This is a genomic window from uncultured Desulfobulbus sp., from assembly GCF_963662935.2.
In the GTDB taxonomy this organism is placed as follows: domain Bacteria; phylum Desulfobacterota; class Desulfobulbia; order Desulfobulbales; family Desulfobulbaceae; genus Desulfobulbus.
On record NZ_CAXXTL010000002.1, the window covers coordinates 2702279 to 2714674 of the forward strand.

The 12396-nt window shown below is 53.6% G+C and carries 13 protein-coding genes; 8 read left to right on the forward strand and 5 right to left on the reverse strand.

Going from position 1 to position 12396, the window contains the following annotated elements; translation table 11 throughout:
* Positions 1-39: 39 nt before the first annotated feature.
* Both mutL and ACHZCX_RS16290 read left to right on the forward strand, forming a co-directional pair.
* Positions 40-1887 (forward strand): DNA mismatch repair endonuclease MutL, encoded by a 1848-nt coding sequence (gene mutL, locus ACHZCX_RS16285; RefSeq protein WP_319588252.1) that lies wholly within the window; start codon positions 40-42, stop codon positions 1885-1887.
* Positions 1888-1955: 68 nt separating this feature from the next.
* On the forward strand, positions 1956-2441 hold the full coding sequence (locus tag ACHZCX_RS16290; RefSeq protein ID WP_319588253.1) for a YchJ family metal-binding protein: 486 nt from the start codon (positions 1956-1958) through the stop codon (positions 2439-2441).
* A gap of 85 nt (positions 2442-2526) precedes the next feature.
* Here ACHZCX_RS16290 and ACHZCX_RS16295 read toward each other — a convergent pair whose 3' ends face one another.
* The gene (locus tag ACHZCX_RS16295) at positions 2527-3807 is read right to left on the reverse strand and encodes a 4Fe-4S dicluster domain-containing protein (protein WP_319588254.1); all 1281 of its coding nucleotides are present in this window, start codon (positions 3805-3807) and stop codon (positions 2527-2529) included.
* Between the two features lie 85 nt (positions 3808-3892).
* Between ACHZCX_RS16295 and ACHZCX_RS16300 the strand changes: the two genes are divergently transcribed.
* Positions 3893-4108 (forward strand): hypothetical protein, encoded by a 216-nt coding sequence (locus ACHZCX_RS16300; RefSeq protein ID WP_319588255.1) that lies wholly within the window; start codon positions 3893-3895, stop codon positions 4106-4108.
* Between the two features lie 2 nt (positions 4109-4110).
* On the forward strand, positions 4111-5124 hold the full coding sequence (locus tag ACHZCX_RS16305; RefSeq protein ID WP_319588256.1) for a zinc-binding alcohol dehydrogenase family protein: 1014 nt from the start codon (positions 4111-4113) through the stop codon (positions 5122-5124).
* A 74-nt stretch (positions 5125-5198) separates the two neighbouring features.
* Here the strand turns inward: ACHZCX_RS16305 and ACHZCX_RS16310 are convergent, their stop codons facing one another.
* The 3 genes from ACHZCX_RS16310 to ACHZCX_RS16320 all read right to left on the reverse strand — a co-directional run bounded on the left by ACHZCX_RS16310 (position 5199) and on the right by ACHZCX_RS16320 (position 7480).
* Positions 5199-5660, reverse strand: a complete 462-nt coding sequence (locus ACHZCX_RS16310) for a hypothetical protein (protein ID WP_319588257.1) — start codon at positions 5658-5660, stop codon at positions 5199-5201.
* Between the two features lie 45 nt (positions 5661-5705).
* The gene (locus ACHZCX_RS16315) at positions 5706-7037 is read right to left on the reverse strand and encodes a tetratricopeptide repeat protein (protein ID WP_319588258.1); all 1332 of its coding nucleotides are present in this window, start codon (positions 7035-7037) and stop codon (positions 5706-5708) included.
* Between the two features lie 296 nt (positions 7038-7333).
* The gene (locus ACHZCX_RS16320) at positions 7334-7480 is read right to left on the reverse strand and encodes a hypothetical protein (RefSeq protein ID WP_319588259.1); all 147 of its coding nucleotides are present in this window, start codon (positions 7478-7480) and stop codon (positions 7334-7336) included.
* A gap of 338 nt (positions 7481-7818) precedes the next feature.
* On the opposite strand from ACHZCX_RS16320, the gene ACHZCX_RS16325 reads away from it, so the two are divergent.
* The 4 genes from ACHZCX_RS16325 to ACHZCX_RS16340 all read left to right on the forward strand — a co-directional run bounded on the left by ACHZCX_RS16325 (position 7819) and on the right by ACHZCX_RS16340 (position 10728).
* Positions 7819-8178 (forward strand): DsrE family protein, encoded by a 360-nt coding sequence (locus ACHZCX_RS16325; protein ID WP_319588260.1) that lies wholly within the window; start codon positions 7819-7821, stop codon positions 8176-8178.
* Between the two features lie 48 nt (positions 8179-8226).
* Positions 8227-8589 carry a NifB/NifX family molybdenum-iron cluster-binding protein gene (locus ACHZCX_RS16330; protein WP_319588261.1) on the forward strand — a complete coding sequence of 121 codons (363 nt, stop codon included), beginning with the start codon at positions 8227-8229 and terminating at the stop codon, positions 8587-8589.
* A gap of 356 nt (positions 8590-8945) precedes the next feature.
* The gene (locus tag ACHZCX_RS16335; RefSeq protein ID WP_319588262.1) at positions 8946-9842 is read left to right on the forward strand and encodes an HDOD domain-containing protein; all 897 of its coding nucleotides are present in this window, start codon (positions 8946-8948) and stop codon (positions 9840-9842) included.
* Positions 9843-10161: 319 nt separating this feature from the next.
* Positions 10162-10728 carry a hypothetical protein gene (locus ACHZCX_RS16340; protein ID WP_319588263.1) on the forward strand — a complete coding sequence of 189 codons (567 nt, stop codon included), beginning with the start codon at positions 10162-10164 and terminating at the stop codon, positions 10726-10728.
* A 108-nt stretch (positions 10729-10836) separates the two neighbouring features.
* Here ACHZCX_RS16340 and ACHZCX_RS16345 read toward each other — a convergent pair whose 3' ends face one another.
* On the reverse strand, positions 10837-12285 hold the full coding sequence (locus ACHZCX_RS16345) for an NlpC/P60 family N-terminal domain-containing protein (protein ID WP_319588264.1): 1449 nt from the start codon (positions 12283-12285) through the stop codon (positions 10837-10839).
* Positions 12286-12396: the final 111 nt, after the last annotated feature.

The window sequence follows — 12396 nt, forward strand, 5'->3', positions numbered from 1 at the left end:
ATTTCAGCACCGTTAAAGAAAAACGCAGAGTCTCTCCCCTTGTCTCGAATACGGATTCTTTCAGAACAGTTAGCCAACCAGATCGCCGCCGGTGAGGTGGTGGAGCGTCCGGCCTCGGTGGTCAAGGAGCTGCTGGAAAATAGTGTGGATGCCGGTGCCAGCCGCATCGACATCCATGTCGAAGGCAGCGGCACGGGTCTTTTGCGGGTGGCCGACAACGGCGAAGGCATGGACGGCGATGATGTGCTGCTCTGCATCGAACGGCACGCCACCTCCAAAATCAAGGAAGAGGGGCAACTGGCCGCCATCGCCACCCTGGGTTTTCGCGGCGAGGCTATCCCCAGCATTGCCTCGGTCTCCTGGATGACCATCCTCTCCCGGCCCCATACCCAGGAACTGGGCACCAGGGCCGAGATCCGCTACGGTAGCCTGCGGGACGTGCACGAAGACGGATGCGCCCGAGGCACGGTGATCGAGATCCGCCATCTTTTCGGCAATATGCCGGCTCGAAAAAAATTTCTCAAATCTGCCCGCACCGAGATGCACCATATCGAGGAGGTGGTCAAGAACCAGGCATTGGCCCATCCGCGCACCGGTTTTACCCTGCATGTCGATGGCCGCGTGGTGCTGGAATATCAGCCGGAAGCTGATCTGGAACAACGGCTGTGCGAGGTTTTCCGCTACCGGGGCCAGCTCCTGCCATTGCGGGAGGATGGGGTGGGTGATGATGCCGAGATGGGCCTGGAGGGCTTTTTGCTCATGCCCGAAATGGCCCCGGCGACCAACGCCCGGCTGCGTATCCTGGTTAATGATCGGCCGGTGCAGGATGCGATGATCCGCCATGCGGTGGGTGAAGGCTTGCAGGGTTTTCTGATGAAGGGCTATCAGCCGGCCGGTGCGCTTTTGCTCACAATCGGACCCGATCAAGTCGATGTCAATGTCCATCCAGCCAAGCGCGAGATTCGCTTTCGCAAGAGCGAGGCGGTCCATCGATTCATCGTTGATCGGGTGGTCCAGGCCATGGGCGGCTACCAGCAGAGCCTGCGGACCAGCCTGTTTACCCGTCCGCCTTCGCCGCAGCTGCCGGACCGGCCGGTGGAGCGCCGCGAGGTCGCATCAACCGTATCTTGCCCACCCCTCACCACTGCCGAACCGGCGGCCGTCCAGCCGCGATTGCCCTCACTTCCGGCGACCGCTCCACCCTTTGGCCTAAGGCCGGACACTCGATCCCGGCAGACCCAAAATGAAGTCGTGCCCGGTACTCCGCCGATCCATCCGATCCCGGCCGAGGAGTATTCCGGCCTCACCTTAATCGGCCAGTTGTTTTCCCTCTATCTGCTGTGCGAGAAGGATGGCCAGTTCATGGTCATCGACCAGCATGCAGCCCATGAACGGCTTCTCTATGGCCAGCTCCTGCAGGGCTACCTGGAGGCCAAAATTCCCCAGCAGACCCTGATGTTTCCGGTGACCGTTGAGCTGACGCCGGTGCAGGCGGACACCCTGGAACAGCGGGGCGATCAGGTGGCTGCTCTTGGTCTCCAGGCGGAATCCTTCGGCGATACCACCTATGTGATCAAATCGGCCCCGGCCCTGGTCAGTCATGTCGATCCGGGAGCTTTGTTGCGGGAAATCCTGGACGGGTTGCGGGGGCCGGTGCGAACCGATACTGGCCGGCCTGTGCCCCAAGCGGTCGATGACCTCCTGGCCTCCATGGCCTGCAAGGCAGCGATTAAAGCGGGCAATCGCCTCCAACCGGTGGAGATGCTCAATCTGCTGGCACAGATGGCAACGAGTTCGGTCTTTTCCCACTGCCCCCATGGTCGCCCGGTGATCAAAACATTTTCTGTCCAGGAGGTGGAACGGTGGTTTCATCGCCACGGCGGTTGAAATATCCCAGGGTTTCGGTGATTATCGATCATTCTAAAAAAGAAATTTTCTCTCTTGCAGGAACAAGTATGGCAACAAGCAAACAATGTCCCTGTGCCTCTGGCCTTCCGTATTCCGTGTGTTGTGAACCTCTGCACGCCGGAAAATCACCAGCGGTGACCGCTGAAGGGTTGATGCGGTCACGCTATTCCGCCTATGTTGAGGGCCAGGTCAGCTACTTGTTGCGGACCTGGCATTCGACCACCAGGCCACCTGCTCTTGACCCTGCTACATTCCCGGATTGGTGCGGCCTGGAGATCCTTCGCACTGAGCGGGGCCGGGAAGATGACGACGAGGGGATCGTCGAATTTGTGGCGACAGCCTTGATGCACAAAAGACTCTGCAAGCTCCGTGAAACCAGCCGTTTTGTGAAGGAATCCGGGCAATGGTTCTATCTTTCCGGCGAGATGATCGGCGAATCCGAGCAGGGAAACGGGAATGCCGACAAGGTTGGCAGAAATGATAATTGTCCTTGCGGGAGCGGCAAGAAATTCAAAAAATGCTGCGGTCGATAGGGCAGGTGGGTAAGTCTGTTTACACATACCCTTGCTGCGTGTGAAATGCTGTTTTCCTCCGCATCCGCGGCAGCACATTCGAAGATTACCCCGCGCCGCGGCGCAGGGCCGAAAGAAAACGCGAGCGCAGTTTTTTGCTCAGCAGAGCCCGTTTGACCGGGGGAAGCTTCAGAAATCCGCCGACAAGGGCGCGCATGAACTCCTGGGTGCGGCTGGCGGGATTATCGAAAAGAAAGGTTTGCAAGGTGTCGCGTTCCAGGGCCTGAAGCATGACCCGTTCGAAGCTGTCCTCGGGGTGGAAGACCTTTTGGGGACGCGGCTGCAATTTTAAGGCACCGGTGGGGCATTTGAGGGCACAGACACCACAGCCCAGGCAGAGGGAGCCGATCCGGGCAACTTGTTTAACTGGCCGCGATTCGTATCCAGTCGCCTTAGATTCCAGATGGACGGCATCCACCGGACAGGCCTTGGCGCACAGGCCGCAACCCGTGCACAGGCTCTCGTCCACTGCCGCCGCATAACTTGAGGTGACCAGGATGCCGGGGTATCCTGTCTCTCGCACCCCCAACAGCAGATTGCAGCAGCAGCCGCAACAGTGGCAGATGAAGCCCGCGTCCCGGCGGACGTTGTCCGTGGACAGGGTCAGGCCCAAATCGCGGGAACGTGCCAGGATGTCGTGCATCTGGCTTTTGTCGATGGGCCGGGCGAAGCCGTTTCGGATCAGAAATTGGGCGCCGGAACCCATGGATGTGCAGGTTTCCATGGGCGCGCGGCAAGGCGCATGCCCCAGATGGTGCTTTTCATGGCGGCAGGAACAGAGGCCAAGAGAAAAGTCGGATTGTTGCTCGATAAGAACTGAGGCCTTTTCATAATCCAAAATTTCGACATGCTCGCCCAACGTTTCTTCATAGGGCAGGGCACGCATCACCGAGACCTGTTGACCGTTGCCGAAATTGGCGGCGAGAAAATCCTTTTCCCCAAACATGTAGGCCTGGAACAGTTCGGCCCAGCGCGCCCGAGGCAGATCCGGGCCGGTGCGCATCATGGTGAATTCGAAGAAACCGATGACAATGGGGCTCACCATGTACTGGTATTCCGTGCCGTTCCAGATGTCGAGGACCAACCCCTTGGCGCACAGGCTTTCGAGCATGGGGCGCAGCGTCTGCTCGGCCTCTCCGGTCATGCGGATGATGCGGGACAGGGTCGAGGGGCGATAGGGCAGGCGGATGACCAGTTGGGCCTCGACCGGGGAATAGAGTGTCTCCACCAGTTGGCGGAAGATCGCGGTCCAGGGGGTGCGCACCGGGGCCTGATCCAAACGCGTGCCCAATTGGCGGTAGATGTCCTTGCCGATGATGTGTCCCATGGTGTTTCTTTTACTCCGGCGATCCTTGATTGCAAGAAATGCCAGCTGCGACACTGACAACGGGTGCCTTCGCTGGTCCGCTTTTATGGGATCACTTGCCAGGATACGCAAAAAAGAGCAGGCAACCGGCAGCCCTTTTGGCTTTCTCTTGCCCGGCAACCGCAAAGAAGGAGCCGTCATTGACAACTGTACCCCATTTACCCCGGCCATGGAATGCTTGATTGCGCAGGACGATGCCAAGGTATCCAAGGACAAAGCGCCGCAAACAGGCCGTCACAATGGACCACAAAAAGGAGGATGACCATGAAAGCAATTGGGTACCAGAAATCTTTGGCAATTGACCAGCCCGAAGCCCTGCAGGATATCGAACTGGCTGATCCCGTGTGCGATGGGCACGACCTCCTGGTTGAGGTCAAGGCCGTTTCGGTCAACCCTGTGGACACCAAAGTGCGGAAACTGGTTGTACCACCTGCCGGAGAATGGAAGGTGCTTGGTTGGGATGCAGCCGGCGTAGTCCGAGCCATCGGCCCGGAGGTCACCCTGTTCCAACCCGGCGACCGTGTCTGGTATGCCGGCGACCTGACTCGTCAGGGTACCAATGCCGAGCTCCATCTGGTGGATGAACGGATTGCCGGTCACATGCCCAAGAGTCTCGACTTTGCCCAGGCCGCCGCGCTGCCGTTGACCACCATCACGGCCTGGGAAATGGTCTTCGACAGGCTGCGGCTGTCGCCCGGTAAACGGCCGACCGACGAAACCCTGCTGATCATCGGCGCCGCCGGCGGGGTCGGCTCCATCATGGTGCAGCTGGTGCGCCGGTTGACCGGGGTGACCGTCATCGGCAGCGCGTCCCGACCGGAAACCCAGGTCTGGGTCCGCGGCATGGGTGCCCACCATGTGATCGACCACAACCGGCCGCTCCACGAAGAGCTGCAGCGGATAGGTCTCAGCGAGGTCAGCCACATCGTTTGCTTGAACCAGACGGATCAGCATTTTCCGCAGATTGCCGAGGCAATTGCCCCACAGGGCAAGTTCGGCCTCATCGACGACCCGGAGACGCTCGATGTCACCCTGCTCAAGCGCAAGAGTGTCTCGCTCCATTGGGAATTTATGTTCACCCGGTCGATGTTTCGCACCGCCGACAGGATCGGCCAGCACCTTCTGCTCAACGAGGTGGCGGAACTGGTTGATGTGGGTATTCTCCGCACGACTTTCGGTGAGCATTTCGGACGAATTGAGGCCGCCAACCTGCGCCGCGCCCACGCCTTGATTGAAAGCGGCAGGGCTAAGGGGAAAATCGTGCTTGAAGGGTTCTGAGGTGAGAGTGAAGCGGGAAACGGGAAGGTTTTCCGCTTCCTCTTTCCCGCTCTTGAGGAAATCTTTCGGACCCCTCAGCCGCGGGGTTGAGTCTTGTCGTTTTCTGTCGTTGTTTTTGGCTGTAGGCTGTTGCCGAATGCGCTTTGGAGAAGCTGCTTCACGGCACTTCGGTCGCCGGCGGTCAGCGATACGATTTTCGCTCCGGTGTGCATCAGTGCCAGGGTGAGCCAAGCACTGAGCAACGCACCGCTACAGTAAACCATCAGAGCCATGATATTGGCAAGGGGGACGGACCTGCTTTCCAGCTTGAGATCAAACGCCCTCCCGCCGATACTCTCAGCCATCTGCTGGATAGGGCCAGTCAGATACGCGGGGGATTTCAGGATGGTGAAAATGAGCTCAAATATATCCATGGCATATTTGAGCCCGATGAGGATAATAGCAAGGCCAAGACAGGTGGCCATGAGACTGATGATTTTTTTGATGATTTCCACTGCTGGCACGGGATCCTCTCTTTTGGGTAACATGGTTATCATGTGGCTGCCTACCTCCCTTATCCCATCGTTGAGTAGACTTCCAGTTTATTTCCGGCTTTCACGATTGAACTGTTCTTGTTTCAGTTTCGATTGTTCAAGTTGACCTGTGTTGCCACCAGGTTTTTCAGCTTGGTGCGTTTCAATTTCATTGTACAGTTCAACGGTAATTTTCTGAGCTAAGTTCAAATCTTCCCACGACATATCTTTCAGCAGATCATTCCGGTTCCTCGCAGCCGCGCTATTGCCTTGGCTCGCTGCAAAGGAATACCACGCGTATGCACGTGCCTTGTCAACCTCTGTTCCGGTTCCGGTCGCGTACATGAGGCCGAGATTAGCTTGAGCGAATACATCGCCATGTTTTGAGGCCTGCTTATATAATTCAAACGACTTCACGTAATCCTTGTCGCCTCCCAAGCCATTATACAACATAAACGCAAGATCATTTTTTGCGCTATAATTGCCTTGGTCAGCCAGCAAACTCAACCACTTTCTGGCTTTGGCATAATTTTTTTCGGTGTCCGTTCCATTGAAATATGCTTGGCCGAGAATATGTAAAGACTCAGGCGAATGCTTACCCTCTTCCGCAGCTTTGAGGAGCCACTGAAAACCTTTTCCCCGATCTTGCAGCACTCCTTGTCCTTTGTACAGCTTTATACCAGCACTCAGCTGCGCCTCAGGGTCACCTGATTCTGCGGACTCGATCTCTGATTGAAAATTCATGGCCTCTTCAGCTTGCTTCGTCTCGTTACTTATCTCAGGTGCTAGCGGTGGTTTCAGTGTCTTTGCGGGAAGCGTCATCGGAGGCTTCACCGGAAGAGGGGCATTAAAATGCGATTTTTTTTCCGGTTGTTTTGAGTCGGACTTGTTTTCATCCGGCTCGGGTGAGAGGTAGACGGAAAATGTCTGCGTAGACTTTTTAGCGGGTTTCTGAACTTTCTTAACTTGGCGCTCTTTTTCCGCGGCCTCGTTTTCTTCAAGCCACTTTTCGACGCGTTGAACGGCGCTCATCTTAACAGCTGTGTTCATATCACTGGTTTTCTGAGACGGACCAACCGGTATTGTTGTTTGAGGGCTGATTGTTTCCTTTGGCTTCTTTTTTTCCGACTTATTCTTTTCTGATTGATTCTTTTCTTTTGTTTCCGCTATTTTTTGAATGGTTGGCTGAATTTGTTTCGGGACATTTGGTTGCCCAAGAGAAGACCCTGAATCCGGTAATGGTTCGGCAATGAACAAATCTTTGTCATCGAAAATATTCTCTTTTGATCCGGAAGCTGGTGTTTTGTCTGGAATTTCAGAAAAAAGGTCTGCCGCCAGAGCGGTTCCGGTTGTTATTGCAAAGAAAACGGTGAAAATGAAGAGATTGAACGAATTACCCATGATACTGAAATAGCAGATTCAACTTTGCAGTGCAGCAGTTAATGGTGGCCTGGAGGAGCTCACCTCTGCCCGAATAAAACATCTCATGCGGTGACCGATATCCCTGCATTTGTTCCTTGGTTGTTTCGTCCAGTAAGGGTATCTCATGGAGAAGAAAAAAGAAGGCGGGTCAATTTGGGTTGAAAAGGGCTCCTTTACCTGCCCTGTCGGATGCCAAGAATGACCAGCAAGGGAGCCAGGACATGACTTGTTGGAATGGTCATTCTGGCTGGACCAGATAGCCCCGTTGCCCCGCCTCAGGCGGTTGGTCGGGCATCATCCAGTGAAAGAGCCAGAATGACTTCGGCCTCGCTCAATATATTGCCGATCCATGATTTTGACAATGGTTGCTTGGTAAGAGCCAGTATCCACGAAAAGAATGGACCATCTGCCAGCCACATCATCAACCCTGTTTCCCCTTGTCGTTCTCTTCGGCCATCCCACACTGGGCCACGATTATATTCAACCTGATCGCCTGCTTTTTTCTACCCCCTCTTGTCTTGTTAACACAACCTTGCGCAATCTCGGTTGCCATATTATGATCAGTTAGATTTGGCTGTAATTTTTATATATTATTTCAGCTTGTTGCCAAAAAATAGATCGAGTGGTAGAAAAAATCTGGTTAACTCTTATTCTGAGTTTCTGTTCGTCCGAGCTCCTTCTTGGAAATATTGTATATGTACAGGTGAATTGTGTTAAAAATCTAATAATATCATTAACTCAACGACAGAGAGGGGGAAAGATGACCAATAACGTTGTTATCACCATTGCATGCGGCACTGACAATCCCAATCGCTCAACAAGGGCGATCCATTTGGCAACAGTTGCTCACAGAGAAGGAAAAAATGTCACCTTGTTCCTCCTTGACGAGGCTGTTTACCTCGCAAAGAAGGGGTTGATAGATCATTTGCGGGCTGCCACCGGGGATATAGCAGACGATTTGATGACCTATCTTCAGGCCAACGGTGTGCCTATACTTGCATGTACTCCATGCGCTAAAGCTCGAGGAATCAGCGAAAGTGACCTGATTGACGGTGCCAGGATGGGGACTGCTGTTGAGCTCATCCACCTTTGCTGCGATGCCGCAGTCATCAGTCTGTAGTCTCAATTAAGATCTATTACGCCCTGTTCAGGCAGGGGGAGTGAAAAAATGAAGATAGCGGTACCAACAAATGGGGATCAGGTTGACCAGCACTTTGGTCATTGTGAGAAGTATACGATTTTTACCGTTGAGGAAAAATCAATTACAGCAGTGGAATATATGGACTCTCCTGCTGGGTGTGGTTGCAAATCCAATATGGCCAGCAAGCTTGCTCAAAATGGCGTTCAGGTGTTGGTTGCTGGCGGCATAGGCAACGGAGCCGTCAATGTTTTGGCGAGTAATGGCATCAAGACAATAAAAGGTGCGTCAGGAACAGCAAAAAATGCCGTGGAGCTCTTTTTGCGGGGTGAACTGTCGGACAGTGGCGATATCTGTGAGGCTCATGGTCCGGATCATGTCTGTCAGCACTAAAAGATAACCTTCTACGCTGTAACGACATTATTTTTTCCAAGAGGCATTGTTGCGAGAGAAGCAGCATGCCTCCTGTCAAACAGAAAATAATGGCGCGGCTTGGTTATATTTCGCAGGTCAATACTCCTTGCTCAAGTTTCATCACTGATCTCCTTTCCGCCAGCTGCATATATTTGGCCAGTTAGAGCAAGGGCGGGTCGGCAAGTCAGTATGACGGGCATAATGTTTAAGGGTTTCAATGCCGTGCAGTGCACGGCAGCCAGCCAGAGCATCAGCCGCCATTATGGTCCATATCGGTTGCACCAGCAGGGAATCAGCTGATCATGCCAACTTCTACGATCCAGGATGAGTCGACCATGATCCAAAAAACCAAAGCCGAACAACTCAGGCAACAGATTGACTCCTTTCCCATCCTTCCAGCCACCGTATCCCGGATTATGCAGGTGACCGCCAGTCCGGAAAGCTCGGCTGACGACCTCGTGCAGGCCATCCTCCCGGACCAATCCCTCTGTGTCACCGTTCTCAAATTGGCTAATTCCGTCCTGTTCGGGCGGCCTCAACGGATTGATTCGCTGACCGCAGCGATCATAGTCCTCGGCTTTAACGAGGTACAATCCATTGCCTTGATCAAAGCCATGAACAACTCGTTCAGAGAACTGAATCTGGTCACCACAGCCCCGATTGAACAATATTGGGAGCATTCTTTCCTCACGGCGATGGCCGCACAGCATGTTGCCAAGCGACTGCGATTCGCCTCAAGCACCTTTTTCATGGCCGGATTGATTCACGACATCGGCAAACTGGTCATGTTGCTCACCTTTGAGGACGAATATGCTCCTGAACAGTGGATGACCTCTTTCAGCACGGAAGAACGTCTCGTCACGGAACAGCAGCTTTTTGCGTTCAGCCATGCATCGCTCGGAGGGCAACTCCTGGGGCAGTGGAATTTTCCCGAGAACCTGTTGTCTGCGGTGGAATACCACCACATGCCTATAAAAGCTCAGGCGCCTCTTGAACAGTTTTTGGCGCAGGTTATACAACTTGCCGACCTGTTGTCGTATCTATGCATTGAGAGTGACGCGGATGAAGACAGGGACGTGATCAGTGGGCTGCAGATATTCCTGCCCGAATTGCCTACGCGCTGGCGAGGCATGGGCATGGCTTGGAACGATGAACACTTTACAGGTTGGTACCGCTGGTTGTGCAAAAGCCGTGAACAGAGTCGCGATGTCAGAGAAATCTTCTCGGCCTGATGGTTAGTCTTGTTGGCAAGGTATCCGTCATGAATTGAGGTTTGGAACTGCGAGCCCGATTTCCTTGTAGACTTCGGAAATAAAAAGGCAAGGACCGCGAGATATTTGTCTGGAATGTATTGGCTCTGCCGGGTTGATTCGGGCCTGTGAGATCGAAACCGATTGTACCGCCAAGGAGCCGCAGAGTGTTCAAGCGATAATCGACCATTCAACGGCAACGGAATGGCAATGAAGGCGGCAAGTCCCCCACCTGCCTGCAAAGTCTGACTAATCCGGAGGATGGCCAGAGGCCACACTCCTTTCCATTGATGAGGGCATTATGAAAAAGAGCATCGTTGTTGTTTTGTACTTGCTGATGATGGCAATGGTGGCGCATGCGCAGGAAAACGAGACCGAGGTTGTCAAACAGAAAATCACCACCGAACGTGGCGACTTGCGTATCATCCAGCTGGATGAGGGACGGGTGGGTAATGAATTTGCCGTCCGCCTCAACGGCCGTGTTGTTGCAAAAACGGGCGGTGAGGAGAGCAGCAGTGGGTTCCGCTTTCATGACTACCCTTTGCCCAACGTCATTCTCCACATCAATAAAGGTGTGGCGCCTTTTGATGAGGTATTCGTTTTCCAGCAACGCATGTGGGGCAATGCCTGCGATGGCGGCCCGATCTGGTTTCTGGGAGATAATTCCGACGGCAGCTATGCCATCTCCGATGCCATTGACTATTGCGGCGGTCCGCCGCCGATCCTGACTGTGCTGCCGGAAAAGGTGACCGTTACCGTCCCTGGCCATGCCCCCCATCGCGGCGAGGATTTTAATCCCCAAGAGGTGTGGGTGTATGAGGACGGCAAGGTCAGGCAGGTCAAGAAAGCACAGAAAAAGAAGAAGTGATCTCTTCCGCGGTTGTTCAGGGCCGGCACAACCTAATCGGTTTTACTTATTGGCCAATCCGGCTCACTCCAAACCGGTGGCAAGAGGTTGAACCTCGCCGTGTTCCTGTTACAAAGGGGGCAATATCAACTTTTTCTCCTCATGGCTGGTTTGATCTTTCTCGATGCGTTCTCCAGGCATCACCGGGAGCAGCAGCATGCGATCCAGTCGATCAAGTATGGTCCCTTTTGATAAGGGCAACTCTTTCCCTATTTCCAATGTGCTCAGTACTGTCCGTCCTATGACCAATTTATTTTCAGGACAATTCATGCGTTTGTAGCGGAACGCCCAAGCGGTATGCAAGACGATTGGCTTTTCGCCATCGAGACCAATGTACAGCATGATGTGGCCTTTTTGATGTAAGAGTGTCCGAAAGGGTATCCCCTGCTCACGGATGAGTTTTTCTTTGTCGATACTGGACAGGTTTGCCAGTGACACCAATGGCCCCGAAGTAATTTGTTTCAGCGAATTGCGCGGCAACCAGATGCCGAATGCAAGAAAGAAGTCTCTTGTGGTGGCCGAGCAGTCGCGGTTTCGGTACAGTTCTCCCCAGCCGTAAGGTGTCTTGAGGAGTTCGTTGCCGATGAGGGTCAGGGCCTCAGGGCTGAACGATAAAGGGTGACGGCTGGCATTATTCTTAGCAATGCGTGCCGTTGCTAGAGCAGCATCCCGATCACTTCCAGCAACCGCCACATTGACCAGCCAATGATCTGGTTCTTCCTGCACCAGCGGATAGAGCGTGCCAATTTTCGGTTGCGGCAATACGTCTCCCCGTTCGGTTTGCATTATTGCAAAATCCCTGACGATAACGACCCGGGGTGCCTTGATCATCCGTTTTTGCAATGATTCATCGGTAACCCTGACGGCATCAGGTTCTATCCAGCCATTTGCATAGGATGTTTCGATGTACAGCCATGCCCCATCTTTGGTCGCATGCAGGATGCGTATAGGCTCGTTTGGTTTTATTTCTGAAAATTGGAGTTGGTCAAAGGGGAAATCGTCAGGAGTCTCATAGAACGGTCTGATGGTCGGAAGAATACGGATAAAGGTGGGTTTAATGACGATCCCCAATTGATTCATTGAGGGAAGCCGATCCAAATCAGCAAGGGCTAAGAGTCCCTGCATGCGCTCCGGCTCGACAATCTGCCGGTTTTCCCCATACCAAGTCCTTTCAGCGAACATTTTTACCTGCTCCGTCACCGTGCTGACATTGAACAGTGGTTCGGGCGTCGTCCAGGGGGCAAAGTATCGTTCATGAAATTGCTGCATAACCTGGGCTTGTTCATCGGTCCCCATGGTTTCTTTGATCATTGCAGCAAAACGGCGAATATCTTGGGGGATTTTGCTTAAATCTTCTATTGTGTCTGGCGCTTCATACGACTGCGAGCAAGGAGCTTCACCCGGCGCAGCCTCTTTTTTCTCCTGATTCAGACAGCCAATGTTGAGATGGAGCAGGTACCCGGCCATGATTGCTACGGTCACTGCAGCAATCAAGCAGTTGCTTTGCAAGCGGCTCATGTTATTATCCTTTGTATAGGGAAGTGGTCATCATCCGGCACGTAGAGACCAATGGGTCAAAAATGAAAGGACCAAGGTGTCATCAGGCAAAAGGATATAAGGTATGTTGGG